The 20,321-nt window shown below is 63.0% G+C and carries 16 protein-coding genes and 1 pseudogene; 7 read left to right on the top strand and 10 right to left on the bottom strand.

Annotated elements, in window-relative coordinates:
• Positions 1-92 precede the first annotated feature (92 nt).
• Complete coding sequence (gyrB, locus tag B3B04_RS12195; RefSeq protein WP_292043287.1) at positions 93-2,531, bottom strand: DNA topoisomerase (ATP-hydrolyzing) subunit B; 2,439 nt, start codon at positions 2,529-2,531, stop codon at positions 93-95.
• Between the two features lie 163 nt (positions 2,532-2,694).
• On the bottom strand, positions 2,695-3,816 hold the full coding sequence (gene recF, locus B3B04_RS12190; RefSeq protein WP_292043285.1) for a DNA replication/repair protein RecF: 1,122 nt from the start codon (positions 3,814-3,816) through the stop codon (positions 2,695-2,697).
• A gap of 291 nt (positions 3,817-4,107) precedes the next feature.
• Between recF and B3B04_RS12185 the strand changes: the two genes are divergently transcribed.
• Complete coding sequence (locus tag B3B04_RS12185) at positions 4,108-4,380, top strand: SemiSWEET family sugar transporter (RefSeq protein WP_292043283.1); 273 nt, start codon at positions 4,108-4,110, stop codon at positions 4,378-4,380.
• A gap of 53 nt (positions 4,381-4,433) precedes the next feature.
• Here B3B04_RS12185 and dnaN read toward each other — a convergent pair whose 3' ends face one another.
• From dnaN to mutM, 5 genes are all read right to left on the bottom strand, one after another.
• Positions 4,434-5,552, bottom strand: coding sequence for a DNA polymerase III subunit beta (gene dnaN, locus B3B04_RS12180; RefSeq protein WP_292043281.1), 1,119 nt, complete (start codon positions 5,550-5,552; stop codon positions 4,434-4,436).
• Between the two features lie 232 nt (positions 5,553-5,784).
• Positions 5,785-7,200 (bottom strand): chromosomal replication initiator protein DnaA, encoded by a 1,416-nt coding sequence (dnaA, locus tag B3B04_RS12175; protein ID WP_292043279.1) that lies wholly within the window; start codon positions 7,198-7,200, stop codon positions 5,785-5,787.
• A gap of 525 nt (positions 7,201-7,725) precedes the next feature.
• Complete coding sequence (rpsT, locus tag B3B04_RS12170; RefSeq protein ID WP_292043277.1) at positions 7,726-7,995, bottom strand: 30S ribosomal protein S20; 270 nt, start codon at positions 7,993-7,995, stop codon at positions 7,726-7,728.
• 167 nt (positions 7,996-8,162) lie between these two features.
• Positions 8,163-8,948 carry an enoyl-CoA hydratase gene (locus tag B3B04_RS12165; protein WP_292043275.1) on the bottom strand — a complete coding sequence of 262 codons (786 nt, stop codon included), beginning with the start codon at positions 8,946-8,948 and terminating at the stop codon, positions 8,163-8,165.
• Between the two features lie 82 nt (positions 8,949-9,030).
• Positions 9,031-9,891, bottom strand: a complete 861-nt coding sequence (mutM, locus tag B3B04_RS12160; RefSeq protein WP_292043273.1) for a bifunctional DNA-formamidopyrimidine glycosylase/DNA-(apurinic or apyrimidinic site) lyase — start codon at positions 9,889-9,891, stop codon at positions 9,031-9,033.
• 146 nt (positions 9,892-10,037) lie between these two features.
• Here mutM and B3B04_RS12155 point away from each other — a divergent pair, with 146 nt between their 5' ends.
• Positions 10,038-12,101, top strand: coding sequence for an OPT family oligopeptide transporter (locus tag B3B04_RS12155; protein WP_292043271.1), 2,064 nt, complete (start codon positions 10,038-10,040; stop codon positions 12,099-12,101).
• Here the strand turns inward: B3B04_RS12155 and B3B04_RS12150 are convergent.
• Positions 12,098-12,976, bottom strand: a complete 879-nt coding sequence (locus tag B3B04_RS12150) for a LysR substrate-binding domain-containing protein (protein WP_292043270.1) — start codon at positions 12,974-12,976, stop codon at positions 12,098-12,100. The genes B3B04_RS12155 and B3B04_RS12150 overlap by 4 nt on opposite strands.
• 83 nt (positions 12,977-13,059) lie before the next feature.
• Here B3B04_RS12150 and B3B04_RS12145 point away from each other — a divergent pair, with 83 nt between their 5' ends.
• The gene (locus B3B04_RS12145; RefSeq protein ID WP_292043269.1) at positions 13,060-14,130 is read left to right on the top strand and encodes a YeiH family protein; all 1,071 of its coding nucleotides are present in this window, start codon (positions 13,060-13,062) and stop codon (positions 14,128-14,130) included.
• Positions 14,131-14,291: 161 nt separating this feature from the next.
• Positions 14,292-16,121, top strand: coding sequence for a translational GTPase TypA (gene typA / locus B3B04_RS12140; RefSeq protein WP_292043268.1), 1,830 nt, complete (start codon positions 14,292-14,294; stop codon positions 16,119-16,121).
• 233 nt (positions 16,122-16,354) lie between these two features.
• Here the strand turns inward: typA and B3B04_RS12135 are convergent, their stop codons facing one another.
• Complete coding sequence (locus B3B04_RS12135; protein WP_292043266.1) at positions 16,355-18,016, bottom strand: phosphatidylglycerol lysyltransferase domain-containing protein; 1,662 nt, start codon at positions 18,014-18,016, stop codon at positions 16,355-16,357.
• A 151-nt stretch (positions 18,017-18,167) separates the two neighbouring features.
• Here B3B04_RS12135 and B3B04_RS12130 point away from each other — a divergent pair, with 151 nt between their 5' ends.
• Positions 18,168-18,647, top strand: a complete 480-nt coding sequence (locus tag B3B04_RS12130; protein WP_292043264.1) for a superoxide dismutase — start codon at positions 18,168-18,170, stop codon at positions 18,645-18,647.
• A gap of 71 nt (positions 18,648-18,718) precedes the next feature.
• On the opposite strand, the gene B3B04_RS12125 is transcribed toward B3B04_RS12130, so the two are convergent.
• Positions 18,719-18,976, bottom strand: a complete 258-nt coding sequence (locus B3B04_RS12125) for a GlsB/YeaQ/YmgE family stress response membrane protein (protein WP_292043263.1) — start codon at positions 18,974-18,976, stop codon at positions 18,719-18,721.
• Between the two features lie 189 nt (positions 18,977-19,165).
• Here B3B04_RS12125 and B3B04_RS12120 point away from each other — a divergent pair.
• Positions 19,166-19,375 (top strand): annotated as a pseudogene (locus B3B04_RS12120) (helix-turn-helix domain-containing protein); the annotation flags it as partial.
• 124 nt (positions 19,376-19,499) lie between these two features.
• Positions 19,500-20,282, top strand: a complete 783-nt coding sequence (gene hisN, locus B3B04_RS12115; RefSeq protein WP_292043259.1) for a histidinol-phosphatase — start codon at positions 19,500-19,502, stop codon at positions 20,280-20,282.
• Positions 20,283-20,321: the final 39 nt, after the last annotated feature.

Raw genomic sequence — 20,321 nt, 5'->3', positions numbered from 1 at the left:
GGATCCTCTCCGGAGGGGCGCTTCTTGAAAGTCCCAAGAAAAAAGGACCAGCCATTGGCTGGTCCTTTTGCTTTGCGGCTTGGGCCGGAAAATCAGGCGTCGACGGCGGCGTCGAGGGCGTTTTCCTGAATGAACTCGCGACGGGGTTCCACCACGTCGCCCATCAGTTTGGCGAACAAGTCATCGGTTTCGTCTGCGTGGTCGACCTTGACCTGCAGCAAGGTGCGGGCGTTGGCGTCCAGCGTGGTTTCCCACAGCTGGTCGGGGTTCATTTCGCCCAGACCCTTATAGCGCTGGATGGCAATGCCCTTCTTGCCGGCGTCGAGAACAGCGGCCAGCAGGTCCAGCGGACCACGCACGATCACCGTCTTGTCCTTGCGGCGGAAAGTGGCGGGCTTGGCGAACAGGCCGTCAAAGGCGGCGGCACGTTCACCGAGGCGACGCGCGTCCATCGAACGGCCCAGCACTTCATCCAGCACCACAGTCTCGTTCACGGCGCGACGTACGCGGCTGAAAGCCACGCCGCCCTGAGCGGCCAACTCGCCCGACCACGGGCCATCGCCATCTTCGTTATAGAGGTCCAGACGCGCTGCAGCGCGCTGGGCGCGTTCCAGCAGCTCGCCGTTGTCTTCATCGAACAGACCCGACAGCGCGCCTTGCTCGATGGCAAAGGCCGGGGCGCGGGTGGCCAGACGGTCCACACCGGCCTTGAAGGCCTTGGCCTCACGGACCAGTTCCTGCAGGTCGCGGCTGGCGCGAACCTCGCCATTTGCCGTTTCCAGCGTGGCGTCGGCACAGCCTTCATCGATCAGATAGGCGTCCATTTCCGCCTGATCCTTGATGTAGCGATGCTGCTTGCCCTTGGAGACCTTATAGAGCGGCGGCTGGGCGATGTAGATGTGACCGCGCTCGATCAGTTCCGGCATCTGGCGATAGAAGAAGGTCAACAAAAGCGTACGGATGTGCGCGCCGTCGACGTCCGCATCGGCCATCAGAATGATCTTGTGATAGCGCAGCTTGTCGGCGTTGAAGTCATCGCGGCCAATGCCGGTGCCCAGCGCCAAAATCAGCGTGCCGATGGTGTCTGACGACAGCATGCGGTCAAAGCGGGCGCGCTCCACGTTCAGGATCTTACCGCGCAGCGGCAGGACGGCCTGATTTTCGCGGTTACGGGCCTGTTTGGCCGAGCCACCTGCGGAGTCACCCTCCACGATGAACAGTTCGGCCTTGGCCGGATCGCGTTCCTGACAGTCTGCCAGCTTGCCCGGCAGGGAGCTGATTTCCAGCACCGACTTGCGGCGGGTCAGCTCGCGCGCCTTGCGGGCGGCCTCACGGGCGGCGGCAGCCTCGACGATCTTGGACACGATCATCTTGGCTTCGGTCGGGTGTTCCTCGAACCAGGTCGACAGGCCTTCCGAGCAGAGATTTTCCACTGCGGGGCGCACTTCGGACGAGACCAGCTTGTCCTTGGTCTGCGAACTGAACTTCGGATCGGGCACCTTGACCGACAGCACGCAGGTCAGGCCTTCGCGGGCGTCTTCACCCGAAACCGAGACCTTTTCCTTTTTCGCCGCACCGGCTTGGTCGATGTAGCTGCCCATCACGCGCGTCAGCGAGGCACGGAAGGCTGAAAGGTGGGTACCGCCGTCACGCTGGGGGATGTTGTTGGTGAAGCACAGCATCGTCTCGTGATAGCTGTCGTTCCACCACAGGGCGCAGTCGACCTCGATGCCGTCCTTTTGGCCCTGAATGGTGATGACATCCTTCAGGATCGGGTTCTTCGACTTGTCGAGGTGACGCACGAAGGCTTCGACGCCGCCTTCATAGTGCAGCACGCTCTCGATCGGCTCGGCGGGGCGATTGTCGCGCAGCTTGATCAGCACGCCGGAGTTCAGGAAGGCCAGCTCGCGCAGGCGGTGTTCCAGCGTTTTGAAATCGAATTCGATAAAGCGGAAGGTGGTGACCGACGGATAGAAGGTGACCTCGGTACCCGTCAGCAGTTGGCCGGCCTTGGCCCCTTCGGTGCGCAACGGCGCATCGCCGACGACTTCCAGCGACTTGACGGTGTCGCCGCGCTCGAAGCGCATGTGGTGCTTCTTGCCATCGCGATAGATGACCAGTTCCAGATAGTCCGACAGGGCGTTCACAACCGAAACGCCCACACCGTGCAGACCGCCCGAAACTTTATAGGAGTTCTGGTCGAACTTACCGCCCGCGTGCAGCTGGGTCATGATGACTTCTGCCGCCGAGACGCCTTCTTCCTCGTGGATGCCCACCGGAATGCCGCGACCGTTGTCGGTCACGGTGCACGAACCGTCGGCGTTGAGGGTGACAGTCACCAGATCGGCGTGGCCCGCAAGCGCTTCGTCGATGGCGTTGTCCACCACCTCGTACACCATGTGGTGCAGGCCCGAACCGTCATCCGTGTCACCGATGTACATGCCGGGGCGCTTGCGCACGGCATCCAGGCCTTTGAGAACCTTGATGGAATCGGCGCCGTACTCTGGCGCGGGAGCAGTCTGTTCGGTCATGAAAACGTCGGCTCAGGGTCCGCGGTGCGGACAGGGAAATGACAACCCGAAGGCCGTCGGCATCGCTTGGCAAATCACTCTGCGGCGAAGCATGTCATATATAGGAAATTGGGCAGGAAAAGCCAGCTTTTGAAGGCTTTTTACGGTCTGTTCGCGCGGGGGGTCAGTCCAGTCCTTGCGGGCTAACGGCCACGAACTGGGCGCGGTTTTCCAGCGCGCTGAATAAAGGCCGCTCCGTGCCGGTCATGAAGGCCTGAAGGCCAAGCGCTTCGATCTCGTCGAACAGGGCTGCACGGCGGCCTTCATCAAGGTGCGCGGGGGCTTCGTCCAGCAGCAGAACGGGCTTGGCCGTCCCTGCGGCCAGACGTGCGGTCTGGGCCAGAATGAGGTTCAGCACCAAGGCCTTTTGCTCACCCGATGACCCCTCGGCGGCAGGACGGTTCTTTTCGCGGTGGAGCGCGGTCAGATCGGTGCGATGGGGGCCAAACAGGCTGCGACCGGCTGCGCCATCACGCGCGCGGGCGCGGGCAAATCCCTCACCCAGCATGGACAGGATGTCGGCCTCGTCGGCCCCGTCCTTGGCCATTTGCTCGGCAGGACCTTCCAGTCCCAAATCCGCCTGCGGGAAGGGTCGGTCGGCGCGGGCGTCAATACCGTCCTGCAAGGCCTTCAGCGCAGACACGCGAGAGACGGCGGCGCGCGCACCGGCCTCTGACAGGCGGGCCTCCAGCGCATCCAGCCACAAAGGATCGGCGGCGCGATCCTCGTCGGTCAGCAGACGCAGACGCTCGCGCAGCGCCTTTTCATAGTTGGAGATGGTCGCCGCGTGGTCGGGATTGGCGGCGAATACCAGCCGGTCGAAAAACTTTAGCCTGTCGCCACGCGCGTCTGAAAACAGCCGGTCCTGTTCGGGCGTGGCCCAGACGGGGCGCAGGTGGTCCAGCATCCGTCCCGGCGGGGCGGTCTCGCCATCGATACGTACGATCCGGCGCGCGGACGGGCCCATGGTCTGGACGCCCGTACCGATCTTCAGCTCGCCGTCTGTGGTCTCCAGTGTCGCCGCCACGCCCCATGGACGACCCATAGCCTCGCCCGGCTCGCGCCGGCCCATCTCGGCGGCTGTCGCGCTACGCAGTCCCTTGCCCGGCGTTAGCAGGCTGATCGCCTCCAGCAGATTGGTCTTGCCCGAACCATTCGGTCCAAACAGCACAACCGGCCCGCCGGATAATTCCAGACGGGCCGCGCTGTAAGAGCGAAAGTCGGTAATGGCGAGGGAGGTTATCAAATGTCAGGGTTACCGAGACGGCGCAGGCCGGGGGCTATTAGGAAGCGTCTATAGCCTAATGCTGCGCGCCCCTACCAGATGCAGGCCCGTGCTCTGTAATGGACATGTGGAGAGCAAGTCGAACCCACCAAAACTGTCGGGCATTGGATTGGTCGAGGAGACCATCATGGCCCAGACATTTCATCGCCCGAAACTGCCGATCCCGCTGCTCGCGATTGTGGCACCTTCCTTGGCGCAGATATCAGCGTCCTGTTTCGAAGGGTCAGCGATGTATTATTGTAAGCGCGATCAATGAGCGAGATCGGTGCCAATGTCGTGGGCACAGCGGCCGCTTTGTGCTCGATAGCAAGCTTCGTGCCCCAAGCTTTCAAGATTTGGAAAGAGCGCGACGCTTCCGCCGTCAGTTTGAAAACCTACGCCCTTACCGTGACGTGCTTCAGTCTGTGGGTTGCCTACGGACTTATGACCGAGGCCTGGCCTGTGACTTTTGCCAATGCCTGTGCCCTCGTCATGGCCGCAGTCGTTCTGTCGATGAAGTGGAAATTCAGGAACCGGCACTCATAAAACAAAGGCCCGTCCGGTTTGGACGGGCCTTTAAGGATCCTTACGCGGGGCGACTATACCCGCAGCGGCATCAGCACGTATTGAACGCCAACGTCTGCCGGATCGAGGACCAGCGTCGGGCTGGCCGGATCGGCGAATTTGAAGGTGGCGATCTCACCGGTGATCTGACCAGCCACGTCCAGCAGATAGCGGGCGTTGAAGCCGATTTCGAACGGCTCGTCCGAATAGCCGATTTCGACCTCTTCCTCGGCCTGACCGGCTTCCATGTTGCGGACGGTCAGTTTCACGCGGTCGTTGTCGAAAGCCAGCTTCACCGAGCGGCTCTTTTCAGCCGAGATGGTGGCCACGCGGTCGACGGCCTTGGCGAACAGGCTGTTGTCTATGTCAGCTTGCTTGTCATTGCCCTTGGGGATGACGCGCAGATAGTCGGGGAAGGCGCCGTCGATGACCTTGGAGGTCAGGCTGGCTTCACCGAACTCGAAACGGATTTTCTGCGCCGAGACCTGAACCTCGACAGGGCCTGCGCCATCGTCCAGCAAGCGGCGGACCTGATCCACGGTCTTGCGCGGTACGATCACACCCGGACCGCCCGCAGCGCCTTCCGGTGCCGGGGTTTCGGCCAGCGCCAGACGGTGGCCGTCGGTGGCCACGGCGCGCAGCAGCGGAATGCCGCCATCGGCCACGGTGTGCAGGTACAGGCCGTTCAGATAATAGCGCGTCTCTTCGGTCGAGACGGCGAAACGGGTCTTGTCGATCAGGCGGGCCAGATCTTCCTTGGGCAGGGTAAAGCGTGCGCCCGAGGCCTCGTTGGACATGACTGGGAAGTCACCGGCGGGAAGCACCGGCAGATTGAATTTGGAGCGACCTGCAGCGACCACCAGACGGGGATCATCGCCCGAATAGCTCAGGCTGACCTCGGCACCATCGGGCAGCTTGCGGACGATTTCATACAGGGTGTGCGCCGGAGCCGTGATCTGGCCCTCGACATTCACCTGCGCTTCGGCCTCGTCGACCATTTCCATGTCGAGATCGGTAGCCGCGAAAGACAGGCGGTCGCGACCCGCCGTCAGCAGCACGTTCGACAGGATCGGAATAGTGTTGCGACGCTCGACAACGCTCTGGACGTGGCCCAGAGCCCGGAGAAGCGCGGAACGTTCGATGGTCAGCTGCATGTGGTCTCGCCCGGTCGCGATCAGGATAGACGCCCCTGATCGAAATATATGGACGGTGACACTAGCGGATTGAGCGCAAGGAGCAACGGTTCAGCCGCCCTGCTTGTCCGCTTCGCCCCCAAAAGACGCTGAAAATCCACAGGACCAAAGAAAAAGGCCGCGCCTTGGACGGGCGCGGCCTTCATCGGGGTGGGTTCAGCCTTAGCCGCGCAGTTTACGCGACATTCCAGTCTTATCCGCGCAATTTGCGCGTCAGGGCTTCCACGTCGCGGGCGATCTGTTCGTCTTGCGACAGCAGTTCCTCGATCTTGCGCACACCGTGCAGCACGGTGGTGTGGTCACGGCCACCGAAGCGACGGCCGATATCCGGATAGGAACGGGTGGTGTGCTGCTTGCACAGATACATGGCGATCTGGCGCGGGCGGGCGATGGCGCGGGTGCGACGCTCGCTCAGCAGGTCCGCCTGTTTCAGGCTGAAATGCTCGGCGACAGTCTTCTGGATCTCGTCGACGGTGATGCGACGCTCCGGACCACCGCGCATGGAGGTGCCCAGCAGGGCCTGAACTTCATCCGTGGTCAGGGTGGCCAGACGGGCACCGGCCACAGCGGCCAGAGTGTTTACGGCACCTTCCAGCTCGCGCATCGAGCCGGGGGTGCGATCCACCATATGCTCCAGCACTTCCGGACGGGCCTCGCCCGAGACGACACCCAGCTTGGCCAGCGCGCGCAGGCGGTTCTGGGCCACGGCGACCTTCAGGGTGCGGTCGGCGGCTTCGACAGGGCAGGTCAGGCCGGCGGCCATGTGGCTGCGCAGGCGCGGCTCGATATCGGTCAGGGCCACCGGCGCGCGGTCAGCCGACAGAACGATACGCTTACCGTCCTCGATCAGGGCGGTCAGCGTGTTCAGCAGTTCTTCCTGGGTGGAAGCCTTGCCGCCCACGAACTGGACGTCGTCGATCAGCAGCATGTCTGCCGAACGCAGGCTTTCCTTGAAGGCGTTGGTCGAACGGTCCTGCATGGCGCGCACGAAGGTCGACAGGAAACGCTCGGCGGTCAGGTAGACCACCTTGGCGTTCGGGCGCAGGCGCTGGGCCTCCCAGGCGATAGCGTTCAGCAGGTGGGTCTTGCCATAGCCGTACGGGCCGCAGAAGAACACCGGATTGAAGTGGCCATCGGCCCACGAGGCAACCTGTTTGGCGATCGCCAGGGCAAAGGCATTGCCGTGGCCTTCGACGAAGGTGTCGAAGGTCAGACGCTCTTGCAGGCCTGCGGCGCGGACGGCGCGGGCGCTGTCGGCAGAGGCGGCAAAGGTCGGTGCGGTCGTAGCGGTTGCCGGAGCCGTGCTGATGGAGTTGAGGCGCGGAGCCTCGCGAGCGACCGACGGCAGGATCGAACCCACCTCGGCGCGGCAACGAACGTCCAGACGACGCGACAGGCCGTCCAGGCCCAGCCACAGTTCATTCATGCGACGCAGTGCGTTTTGACGGACCCAGTCGCGCGCATAGGCGGTGGGGGTGACAAGGATCAGGTTCCCTGCCGAGTCCACACGCACAGCCGAAGGCGCGATATAGGAGCTGTAGGGACCGTCGCCGATTTCGGCCTTCAAGCGGTCTGCCGCTTCCGTCCAGATACGATCTGGATCGGTCATCTGTCCCATTGCAAGGCCCCCGATCATCTTAGAATTCACCCGCCAGAATTGTTTATCGTTCACCGTCGCAACGCGGGCTTCAGGTGCTGACATCAGGGACGACTTCTCCTATCGCGCCAAACAGGGGTTTGACACGTGGGGCCGTTCTCACAGACAGACATCACCGCCGAGGGAAATCCTTGATTTCCTTCGTCTTCATCCTTGGGGATGGAAGTGCGTTACCCCTTGAACTTACTCAGAGCGGGGCGGGAATCAACGCAGATTCGAGTCGCGAAATGCACTTAAATTTGTTGACTCGCGCAAACCCCGATGGGGCTTGAGGAAAACGGATTTCTGAGCCGGAAATTAATCGCGGCTCTGCAGAAAACCACTTAGCGCCAAAAGCAAGAAGGCGAGGCAACTGTCGCTGCCTCGCCTTTGAAATCGTTCGATTTTCTTGCAACACCCGTAACGCGGGTGTTTCACTTAAGGTCCAAACCGTACGCTGAAAACGTCTGTAAAAAGACGTCCGCGACAGGAAGGAACTTAGGCGGCCGACAGCTTCTTCAGCTGGGCGGCCAGACGGCTGACCTTACGAGCGCCGGTGTTCTTATGAACCACGCCCTTCGAGACAGCGCGCATCAGTTCCGACTGAGCGGTGATGAAGGCTGCCTTGGCAGCTTCGACGTCGCCGCCGGTGACAGCTTCTTGGAACTTGCGCAGGTAGGTGCGCACGCGGGTACGGCGAGCCTTGTTCACTGCAGTCCGCGCTTCGATCTTGCGGATCGCCTTGCGGGCGCCGGCGTTGTTAGCCATTTCAAAAACCTTCGAACGATAAGCGCCACGAGCGAGAAGAGCCCACGGCGATGAAATCTCAAGAGCGCGCGGCTATAGCGGAAACCCAGTAATCGGTCAACGCAAGGCCGCTCGAATTGAGTCGGGACGGGGATTCAAGTCCCGCCGCCCCGACAGGTGTGGAGCGATCAGCGACCCGTAAAGGCCGGCTTACGCTTTTCGACAAAGGCCGCCATGCCTTCCTTCTGGTCGTCAAAGGCGAACAGGGAGTGGAACAGACGGCGTTCAAACTGCAGACCCTGCGCCAGGGTGGTCTCGAAGGCCGCATTGACCAGTTCTTTGTTGGCCATGACGGCCAGCGGCGACTGGGAGGCGATCTTGGCGGCAGCCTTGCGGGCCTCGTCCAGCAGTTCCTCGCCGGACACCACGCGCGATACCAGACCGGCACGCTCGGCCTCGGCGGCGTCGATCATGCGGGCGGTCAGGCACATGTCCATGGCCTTGGCCTTGCCCACGGCACGGGTCAGGCGTTGCGAGCCGCCGATGCCGGGGGCGACGCCCAGATTGATTTCCGGCTGGCCGAACTTGGCCGTGTCGGAGGCGATGATGAAGTCGCACAGCATGGCCAGTTCGCAGCCACCGCCCAGTGCATAGCCCGAAACCGCCGCGATGATCGGCTTGCGGAAGTTCGCTACACGGTCATGAGCGCGGGCGAAGAAGTTTTCCGTATACATCTGGGCGTACGACTTGTCCGACATCTCCTTGATGTCGGCACCGGCGGCAAAAGCCTTGGCCGAGCCGGTCAGGACGACCGCGCGAATGGCATCGTCGGTCGCGGCGGTTTCCAGAAAGTCACCCAGCTCACCCAGCAGCTGCGAGTTCAGCGCATTCAGTGCCTCGGGGCGGTTCAAGGTCACCACGGCATAACCGTCGGCGTGACGCTCGACCAGCAGGGTGGAATAGGTGTCGGCCATCAGGCGCTCCTTTGAACTTCAACAGGTCGGGACAAGGTCTAGACCCTCGCCATGCCGGTGGAAAGGGCCCGATCGGTCGCGGCTATTTCTGGCAGCGGGGACAATAGAAGGTGGATCGTCCGCCCTGCACAATACGGGCGATGGTGCCGGTGCAGGCTTCGGTGCGGCAAGGCTGGCCCTCGCGGCCATAGACGTCGAAACTGTGCTGGAAATAGCCCTGACCGCCCTCGACATTGGCAAAGTCCTTGAGGGTCGAGCCACCCGCCCGAATGGCATCGTCCAGCACATGGCGTACCTCGGTCGCGAGGCGGTTCAGGCGCGGCTTGCTGACCTTGCCCGCCGCCGTCAGCGGTGAAATGCCGGAGCGGTAAAGCGCCTCGCAGACATATATATTGCCCAGACCCGCGACGATGGTCTGGTCCAGCAGGCTGACCTTGATGTTCTGTTTGCGACCCGCAAAGGCTTCGATTAGGTGCGCGCCCGAAAACTGGTTGCCCAGCGGCTCCGGCCCCAGATGGTTGAACCACGGGTGGGCCTCCACCTCGTCGGTCGGGATCAGGCCCATAAAGCCGAACCGCCGCGCGTCGGCATAGCCCAAGCGCGTCAGTCGTCCGCCCAGATCGGCACAGGCGACGAAATGCTCGTGCTTGCCGCCCGTAGGTACTTCATCTTCGAACTGGCCGGTCGGGTCGCCATCCAACGTAAAGCGTCCGGTCATCCCCAGATGGGTGATCCACGTCTCGCCCGTCGACAGCCGCAGCAGCAGGTATTTGGCGCGCCGGTCGATACGCAGCACCGTCGCCCCTTCTAGCCTCTGAGCGAAGTTCTCGGGGAAGGGAAAGCGCAGGTCGGGACGGCGCACTGTGACCCGCGACAGGGTGGCTCCCTCCAGAACGGTTGTCAGGCCACGGCGGACGGTTTCGACTTCGGGCAGTTCAGGCACGAGACAGAAGGTAGGGTGTCGCTGACAAAAGAAGAAGGCGTCGCTTTTAACGACCGTTGTCACGCCGGCCTATTCGCGGTTAGCGTGCATGGACATTCGTCGAGGATCGCGCCGCACGAGAGCGCGACGGGAGAGGGACAACCATCATGAGCGATGCACCGGTGACGGGGGCCAAGCCTCCGGTCGGTAAACGGGTCGAACTCACACTCAGAGCCCTAGTGCTGGGCTGTGTGCTGGCCGCGGTGTTCACGGCAGCCAATACCTATCTGGGCCTGAAGGTCGGTCTGACCTTTGCCTCGGCCATTCCGGCGGCGGTCATTTCGATGGCCCTGCTGCGGGCGTTCAAGGGCTCGACCATCTGGGAAAACATGACCGTCCAGACCGTGGCTTCGGTCGGCGGGGCGATGAGCGCCATCATCTTCGTGCTGCCCGGCATGGTGATGATCGGCTGGTGGATGAACTTTCCCTTCTGGGAAAGCGTGGCCATCTGTGCGTTGGGTGGCGTGCTGGGCGTCACCTTCTCTATTCCTCTACGCCGTACGCTGGTGACCAAGGGCGACCTGCCCTATCCCGAAGGCGTCGCCGCCGCTGAAGTCCTTAAAGTCGGCTCGCCCGGTGAAGGGCAGAGCGAAGCGGCTGTCCGCGAGAACAAGTCCGGCCTGTGGGTGGTGATCGGCGGGGCCTTGGCCTCGGCGGGTTTTGGCCTTCTGGCCGCCGCCAAGGTGCTGGCCGAGCAGACTGCCGCCTTCTTCAAACTTCCGGCGGCGCTCGGAGGCGGAGCGACGGGCGTGGGCTTTTCCATGCAGTTCGCTTTGCTGGGGGCCGGTCACCTGATCGGTCTGGCCGTGGGTCTGACGCAGTTGTTCGGTCTGGCGCTGGCGTGGCTGGTGTTTGTGCCGATCCTGACGTCTCAGGGCTATGTAGACTGGGCCACCGCCAACGGCGCCGTTTCGGTGGCCGCAGGCGTACCTGCCGACGCCGGTGCCGAAGGTCTGGCCATGGCGGTCTGGTCGCAGGAAGTGCGCTTTATCGGCGCGGGCGTGATCGGCGTGGCGGCCATCTGGACGCTGGCCAAGCTGGCGGGGCCGCTGGTATCGGGTCTGGCGTCGGCCTTTGCCGCTCAGGACAAGCGCGCCCATGGCGAGGCGCTGGACCTGACCGAGCAGGATATTCCGATCAAGACGGTCGGCCTGCTGTCGCTGGCGGCGCTGATCGGTATCGGGGTGCTGCTGGCGGTGTTTGCACAAGGCACGGTGCTGGCCGACCAGACGGCGCTGCTGGTCATCGGCGGTCTGCTTTATGTGATCATCATCGGCTTCGCCGTGGCGGCCATTTGCGGCTACATGGCCGGTCTGATCGGCTCGTCGAACAGTCCGGTGTCGGGTGTCGGCATTCTGGCCATTGTGATCGCGTCCCTGCTCATGCTGGGCGTGCTGGCAGTGGCGGGTGTACCGGCCGATCCGTCGGTGATCGCCTTTGCTCTGGTGGTGACGGCGGTGGTGTTTGCTGTGGCCGTGATCGCCAATGACAACCTGCAAGACCTCAAGACCGGCCAGCTGGTCGAGGCCACCCCGTGGCGCCAGCAGACGGCTTTGATCGTGGGTGTCGGTGCCGGTGCGCTGGTCATCCCGTTCGTGCTGGACATGATGAACCGCGCCTTTGGCTTTGAAGGTGGCCCGCCCGCCATCGTCGAAGGCTCGCAGACGCTGGCCGCGCCGCAGGCGACGCTGATTTCGGCGCTGGCGCGCGGCGTGATCAGTGGCGATCTGCGTTGGGACCTAATCGGTATCGGTGCGGCCATCGGTGTGGCCGTGATCGTGCTGGACATGATCCTGCGCAAGGTGACGGCGGAAAAGATCAAGCTGCCGCCGCTGGCTGCGGGTATCGGTGTCTATCTGCCCGCCTATGTGACGACCATGCTGGTGATCGGCGCCGTGTGCGGCTGGCTGTATGACCGTGCGCTGAAGACCACCCGCTTTGCCGATGTGGGCCGCCGTATGGGCGTGCTGCTGGCATCGGGTCTGATCGTGGGGGAAAGCCTTTTTGGCGTGTTCACCGCGGCGGTTATCGTCGGTACAGCCAATGATGCGCCGTTTGCTGTGATGGAAGAAGGCGGCGCATGGCCGGCTATGTGGGTGGGTCTGGTGAGCTTCTTCGTCCTGACCTTCGTGCTCTATCGCTGGACGCTGAAGCGCGCAGCCAAGGTCTAGGACGTGAGGGCGGCGATGAAAGCTTCTGCCGCCCGACTGGCCCCGCGTTCGCGGTGGCGCAGGTGATAGAAGGGCCGCTCGGGCAGATCCAGCGGCAGTTGAACAAGGCGGCCTGCCTCGATTAGGGGGCGGGCCGCCAGTTCCGAAATGGCCGTCACCAGATGACTGGTCGCCACAACCGTCAACAAGGCCTCGTTGGAGGGCAGGGTGAGGGCCACGTTTAGCTCATCGGCCTTTATGCCCTCGGGCAGATGCGCCTCGAACTCGCTGCGGGTACCCGATCCGATTTCGCGCAAAGCCAGAGCCAGTTGGCCGATATCGCTGGCCGTCAGCGGCTGGCGGCGTCCGGCCATTGGATGATCGGGCGCAGCGGCCAAAATCAGACGGTCCGATCCGATGGCGCTTCGCTCCAGTTGCGGCGCATCCTCGGCACCCTCCACCAGACCCATTTCCACCTGTCCTGCGCTGAGCGCCTCGATCACCTGATGGGTGTTGCCGATGCGAAGGCTGAGTTCGATCTCGGGATAGGACTGGTGAAAGCGTGCCATGTGCGGCGGCAGCCAATAGGCCGCGATGGTCTGGCTGGCATATATAGAGAGTGAGCCACGCTTCAGTCCGGCCAGATCATCCAGTAGAGACCTCGCGGCCTCGGCCCGTGCCAGCACGGCGCGCGCTTCCGGCAAAAAGGCTTCGCCCACACTGTTCAGGGCCAGCCCGCGCCCGACACGATCAAACAGCTTCATCCCGTATCGGGTCTCCAGCGCCGTCACCGCCGCGCTGACCGCCGACTGCGTCAGATGCAGATGCTCCGCGGCCCGCGTCATGTGCAAGCGCTCGGCCACGGCGACAAAGATGCGCAGCTGTTCCAGTGTCATGACGCAATAATCGATCTCTTCGATTATTAAGTCAAAAACTATGCGTTGGATCGATGAATAGCTGTGGCGCATAGACCCCGACCATGGCGCACACTCCCCCTCTGGCCCCGTCTGTTTCTGGTTTGCACCTGCCGCTGGCTGTCACCCGCCTCCTGCCGGGTGTGGCTCTGTGCGCAGCGGTGGCGGGCTCGGCGATGGGCTTGCAGTGGTTGGAAACCTCTGTGGTCGGCTTTGCTTGGGTCGAGGCTCTGGTGCTGGCCATTCTGACCGGAGCGGCGATCCGCCTGTTCTGGACGCCCGGCGCCTATTGGATGGCGGGCATTAAGTTCAGCGCCAAAACCCTGCTCGAGGTCGCCATTGCCCTGCTGGGCGCAACGGTCTCGGGGGCTGCTGTGGCGGCGTTGGGGCCTTGGCTATTGCTGGCTATTATGGCGGTGGTCGCTCTGGCCATCGTGGGGGCCTATTTGATCGGACGCGCCTTCGGCCTGCCGCATGCCATGGCGCTGCTGGTGGCCTGTGGCAATGCCATTTGCGGCAACTCGGCCATCGCTGCCGTCGCTCCCGTCATCAAGGCTGAGGGCGAGGATGTGGCAGCGGCCATCGGCTTTACCGCCGTGCTGGGCATTGCCGTGGTGCTGCTTGTACCGGTGGTCGGGGCTATGCTGGGTTATCAGGCGACGGGCGTCGGCGTGTTGGCGGGCCTGACGGTCTATGCCGTGCCACAGGTTCTGGCTGCGGCGGCTCCGGCAGGGTCTGCGGCCATTCAGATGGGCGCGGTGGTCAAGCTGGTACGCGTTCTGATGCTGGGGCCGGTCACGCTGGTTTTGGGTCTAATGCAGGCCAAACAGGAAAGGGCGCTTAATGGCGATACGGCCAGCCGCCCCAAGCTGACCCAACTGGTGCCGTGGTTTATCGTCGTTTTTCTGGTGCTGCTGGGCCTGCGCTCGGCGGGGGCCATCCCCGAGGGAATTCTGGCTCCGCTGGAGGGCGCGGTCACGGCCATGACCCTGATGGCCATGGCGGGGCTGGGCCTGATGGTTGACCCCAAGGCGGTGGCCAAAGCCGGCGTGCGCGTGGCCACGGTAGCGGCCCTTTCGGCCCTGATGATCGGCCTCATGGCGGTTGGGGCCATCGCCATTCTGGGTATGGCTTAATATGCGCACGCGGTTCGCTTGGTGTGCCTATCGGGGGTGCTGCACTAGCCTTTTGCCGCGTAGGGCTGTATGAGGCGCACCGAAATCCTTCCCAACATCTGCAGCTAGGTTTGCAGCGGCGCGGGCCCCCCGTGACCGAACACAGTCCGCCCGAGCCCGAAATGAACCTTCGTAACGTCGCTATTATCGCACACGTTGACCACGGCAAAACGACCATGGTTGACGCCCTTCTGGCCCAGTCGGGCATTTTCCGCGCCAACGAGGCGACCACGGAACGTGCCATGGACTCCAACGACCAGGAGCGCGAGCGCGGCATCACCATTCTTGCCAAGTGCACCTCGATCCTGTGGAACGGCAAGTCGGGCGAAAGCCGCATCAACATCATCGACACCCCCGGCCACGCCGACTTCGGCGGTGAGGTCGAGCGTATCCTGGGCATGGTGGACGGCTGCGTTCTGCTGGTTGACGCCGAAGAAGGCGTGATGCCGCAGACCAAATTCGTTCTGACCAAGGCCCTGCGCATGGGCCTGCGTCCGATCCTCTGCATCAACAAGGTTGACCGCGCCCACGCCGATCCGGATCGCGTTCTGAACGAAACCTTCGACCTGTTCGCCGCTCTGGGTGCTACCGACGAACAACTGGACTTCCCGGTGATCTACGCATCGGGCCGCTCGGGCTGGGCGTCGCTGGACCTGAACAAGCCGACCGACAACCTGCACGACCTGTACGAGCTGATCGTCGACCACGTTCCGGCTCCGGCCGCTCAGGAACGCGCCAACGAGCCGTTCCAGATCCTGAACGTGCTGATCGAGTCCGACCCGTTCCTGGGCCGCATCCTGACGGGCCGTATCCACTCGGGTAAGGCTGTCCCGGGCATGGCCATCAAGGCTCTGGACCGTGACGGCAAGCAAATCGAGCAAGGCCGTATCACCAAGGTTCTGGCCTTCCGTGGTCTGAAGCGTCAGCCGGTGGACGAAGCCGAAGCAGGCGATATCGTCGCCATCGCCGGTATGTCCAAGGCCACCGTGGCCGACACCCTGTGCGCTCTGGAAGTGACCGAGGCCCTGCCGTCGCTGCCGATCGATCCGCCGACCATCTCCATGACCGTGGGCGTGAACGACAGCCCGCTGGCTGGCCGTGAAGGCGACAAGGTCCAGTCGCGCGTGATCCGCGACCGTCTGCTGAAGGAAGCCGAAGCCAACGTGGCTATCCGCATCACCGAGACCCAGGGCTCGGACGCCTATGAAGTCGCCGGTCGTGGCGAACTGCAACTGGGCGTGTTGATCGAGAACATGCGTCGCGAAGGCTTCGAACTGTCGATCTCGCGTCCGCGCGTGGTGTATCAGAAGGACGAGAACGGCCAGCTGATGGAGCCGATCGAAGACGTCATGATTGACGTCGACGAAGAGTTCTCGGGCATCGTCATCGAAAAGCTGTCGGCCCGTAAGGCTGAAATGACCGACATGGGCCCGTCGGGTGCAGGCAAGACCCGCATCCAGCTGAAGTGCCCGTCGCGTTCGCTGATCGGCTATCAGGGTGAGTTCCTGACCGACACCCGTGGCTCGGGCGTGCTGAACCGCGTGTTCTCGCACTATGAAGCGCACAAGGGTGCCATCGAAGGCCGCCTGAAGGGCGTGCTGGTGTCGAACTCGGACGGTGACACGGCGGCCTATGCCCTGTGGAACCTTGAAGAGCGCGGCGTGATGTTCGTCGGTGCGGGTGAAAAGACCTACCAAGGCATGATCATCGGCGAGAACTCGCGTTGGGACGACCTCGACGTCAACCCGATCAAGGGCAAGCAACTGACCAACGTGCGCGCCTCGGGCAAGGACGAAGCCGTCCGCCTGACCCCGCCGCGCAAGATGTCGCTGGAACAGGCCATCGCCTACATCGAAGAAGACGAACTGGTTGAGGTGACCCCGAAGAACATCCGTCTTCGCAAGGAAATCCTGAACCCGTCGTTCCGTAAGAAGCGTCAAAAGCCGGAGTAATCCTTTCGGCACTAAGAAAAGGGCGGCTCGAACGAGCCGCCCTTTTTCGTGCCTCCGTTTCCTTGCTTTGCCTCTTAGGCGCGCCGCTTTGCGGCTCGCTACCAGAGGCGTTTGGCCCCTAACGCTCGCCCCGCGGGGGCGAGCTGCTTGAGGGGCAGCTGAAGGCGTTGGGTCATGCAAAAAGGCCAGCGATTTGGGTGCCGCTGGCCTTTTTGCGTGGAGCTTTGGGTCTTCTACTTCCTCAGGCCCAGCAGGCCGCGCCAGCCTTTGCTGGTGAGCAGGGCCACGTCGAGGAGGGCGAGGGGGAGGGGCGTTGTCGTAGGGGCGGCGATGAATTTCGGACGCCAGACCGGGCCGAACTTGCTCTTATAAGATCGCAGACCCTGAAAGCCGTAGATGGCATTGGCCTCCTCGAACACGAGGGCACCCACGCGGGCGAAAACCGGCGAGGTCCTGCGGTCTTCTAGACCCGACAGCGGGGCCATGCCCAGATCGAGATGATCGACGCCGGTCTCGCGGCACCATTTGGCGATGCAGGTGAACATATAGTCCATCACCCCGTGCGGCCCGTCAGGCGTATAACGCATCAGGTCGATCATCGCCTCCTTGCCGCCCGCTCCCATCAACAGGTTGGCGAAGGCGATCAGGCGACCATTCTCCCGCACAATGGCGACGGGGCAATCGTTCAGATAGTCGACGTCGAACCGGCCCATGGAGAATTCCTTCTCCGTGCCCTCATGGTGGTTGATCCACGCATCGGACACGGCACGCAGTTCATCGGCGACGGCGGCGACCTCACCGGGCATCAGCACCGAGAAGATCGAGCCTTCGCGCTCGGCACGGTTCACTGCGGTGCGCAGGTTCTGTTTGCCCTTGCCCTCGGTCGAAAAGCTGTGGGTCGGTACCACGGCGGCCTCGCCCACCTTGCGCATGGCCAGACCCATGGTGGCCAGATCGGCCAGCAGGCGCTCCGACACCGAATAGAAGACCGGTGCCCCCCCATAGCTGTCGGCCAGCTCGGCAAAGGTCCACAACAGTTCCAGACGCTCGGACACCAGACCGGCAGGCTCGCTCATGGCAATCCAGCGACGCCCGCGCACGCGATAGGCCAAAAAGCTGTACCCCGACGGCGAAAACAGCAGCGCCTTGTCACCCAGTAAGGCGAGGCGCGCTTCGGGCGGGGCAACCTCGGCCTGTTCCAAGGCCTTGCGGGCGCGCTCTACCTCTTCGGGTGTTGCGGGCCCGTGCGTGCGGGCCCCGGGCGCGGTCAGCAAGGAGCGCACCGCCACGGCCAGTGTCAGCACCGACAGCACTGCGCCTGCGCGCAGGAAACCTGATGCCTGACTGTCGGTCAGCAGGGTCCACCACAGTTCGTCGTGATAAGGAATCTCGCGATAGGCAAAAAAGCCCAGCCACAGCATGGCGATCACGGCGGCAGCCAGCATCAGCAGCCAGCCGGGGCGAAGGGGCTCTCCCAGACGCGACCGGCGGTTGAATGCCGAGCGACACGGCCACAGCAGAGCCGCCGCCAGCACCAGCTCGAAGGCTTGCAGATAGTTCAATCCCTTGAGGATGGAGAACACAGCCCCGCCCAACAGGGCCGTCAGCGCCAGATAATAGGCCCCGCGACGACGCCGCCACAGACCCGCTGATACAAACAGGAGCAAAAAGCCCGTCACACTGGCCGCGAAGTGGCCCAGATCGATGACAAATGGCTCGGTCCAGCGGCCCAGCGTTTGCAGCCGGTCATTGAACTCCGGCGTCACGGCAGACAGCAGTATGGACCCGCCTAGCAGGAAGCTGGCGACTGCGAACAGCTGGGGGGTCAGTTCATAGGCCAGACCGCCGAGGCGGCGCAGGATGCGGGGCATGGTCCGGCTTTTCTTTTGGGTCATCTCAGGGGGCTAAGCGAAATTACGACATACTGCCGCGCTTTAGGGCCAAAGTGGACACGCATAAGGTCATTTCAGGGCGCGTGAAACAAACCATTACACGAGGTGTTCACCTTTTTGCGAGCGGCAAGCTCGCCAAATCGAGGAGTTCGACATGATCCGCAAGACCGCCCTGCTGTATAGCCTCGCTGGTGCCCTGATGGTTGCCGCTCCTGCTATGGCTCAAGATCAAGTTCAAGACGCTGCTCCGGCTGAAGCTGCTGCCGAGCAACCGCAAAGCCTGACCCTTACCCCGGGCGCTACCGTGAAGAGCGCCGACGGCTCGGTTCTGGGTCAACTGGTTGGTGTGCAAAACGGTGCCAACGGCCAGGAACTGACCGTACGTGGCTCTGATGGCCAAGTCCGTCCGGTGTCGCTGATCGGTATTCGCCAAGACGGCGCTGACGTGGTTGTCGATGCCACGCAAGGTGATTTCCAGTCGGCTACCCCGGTCGCTGGCGAGCAGCCTGCTCCGGTCTCTGACGAACTGACCGATCCGGCTCAACCGGCCGATGCTTCGGAACCGACCCCGGACACGCCGGCGGACGAGGTGACCGAGCCGAAGGAAGAACCGGCTTCGGACGAACCGCGCTAAGCTGCTAGATCAGTGGATGCCAAAAGGGCGACCCGCAAGGGTCGCCCTTTTTAATGTCCAAAAGCTGCGGATCAGCCGCGCTTTTTGATCAAACCCAGAATGAACAGAAGGATCACGGCGCCCACAGTGGCGACCACAGTGCCCCAGATCCAGCTGCCAGCGGCGTCGAAGCCGAGCAGGTTGTTGGCGATGAAACCACCCAGCAGGGCACCGATGACACCCACCACCAGATTGGTCAGCAGGCCGTGATCGCGCTTCATGATCTTCTCGGCCAGCCAGCCGGCCACGATGCCGATGATGATCCAGGCAATAAACCCGAAACCACTCATATTCGTCTCTCCATTATCGTCGGAGCCCGATGCCCCTTTGCGACTAATGCACGGCAAGCCTTGGGGTTGCAGCGTTATGCAAGCTTTGCTGTTCGCGCATCCGGTGAGTATCGGCACCGATATTGCTGCTTCCGTCCCTGCAAGTGCCGATTCGGCACAGGCTTCGGCCAAGGCTTGGAGGGCTTGGAAATGGCTACGGATATCGATTTGCACATCGGGCGCCGCCTGCGCCGCCGTCGTCGTCTGCTGGGTTTGACCCAACAGCAGCTGGGCGACCGGCTGAACATCCGCTTCCAGCAGGTGCAGAAATACGAGTGCGGGGCCAACCGTGTGTCGGCTGCGCGTTTATGGCATCTGGCGACGGCGCTGGAGACGGATGTTTCCTACTTCTATGACGGCTTTGACCCCGCCGAGAGCGTCAAGGATCCATCCGAACCGGCCAACCACAGCGACAACCGCGCAATGGCGTGAATATTCCGCGTCACCTCTCGTTGTTCTGTGCGAGCCGGTGTAGACGGAGCGGATGACCGAATTCGAAGCTTTCGCCGTCGAGCTGTCGCGCATTGCCGCGGGTGTGGCCCTGCCGTTTTTTCGCGCAGAGTTTCAGCAGGTGAACAAGGCGTCCGGCGGGGCATTCGACCCCGTGACCGAAGCTGACCGCGCCGCAGAACGCGCTATCCGTGATCGTATCAAGGCCGTCTACCCGCACCACGGCATCATCGGCGAAGAGTACGGCGAAGAGAACGCTACCGCTGAATACGTCTGGATTCTGGATCCCATCGACGGCACGCGGGCCTTTATCTCGGGCCTGCCGACGTGGACCACATTGGTCAGCCTGCGCCATCAGGGCCAGCCCGTCATCGGGGCCATCGGACAGCCCTATATCGGCGAAATCTTTTTGGGTGGTCCCTCCGGTGCGCGCCTGATCCACCGCGATGGCGAGCGTCCGCTCAAAACCCGCGCGTGCAAGGCTGTCCCGGAGGCGTTGTCCGCCACGACCGACCCCGGTATTTTTCAGGGTCCTGACCGCGAGGCATGGGACCGCGTTCAGGCCGCCGTACGGTTGGCCCGCTTTGGCTGTGACGCCTATGCCTATGCCATGGTGGCCGACGGGCGACTGGATCTGGTGGTCGAAAGCGAACTGAAGGTCTGGGACTGGTCGGCTCTGATGCCGGTGGTGACCGCTGCGGGCGGGGCCTTTACCGGCTGGGACGGACAGCCGCCGTCAGCAGCAGATGGTCGGGTGGTTGCGGTCGGTGATCCCGACATGATCGCGCCGGTTCTGGCGTTCCTGCACCCACGCTGAGAGATTAGAAAGGGCGGCTTCACAAGAGCCGCCCTTTCT

Source organism: Brevundimonas sp. UBA5713 (assembly GCF_002419815.1).
Classification (GTDB): Bacteria; Pseudomonadota; Alphaproteobacteria; order Caulobacterales; family Caulobacteraceae; genus Brevundimonas.
The sequence above is the reverse complement of the archived record's forward strand: the minus strand, read 5'-3'. Positions and strand labels throughout refer to the sequence as shown.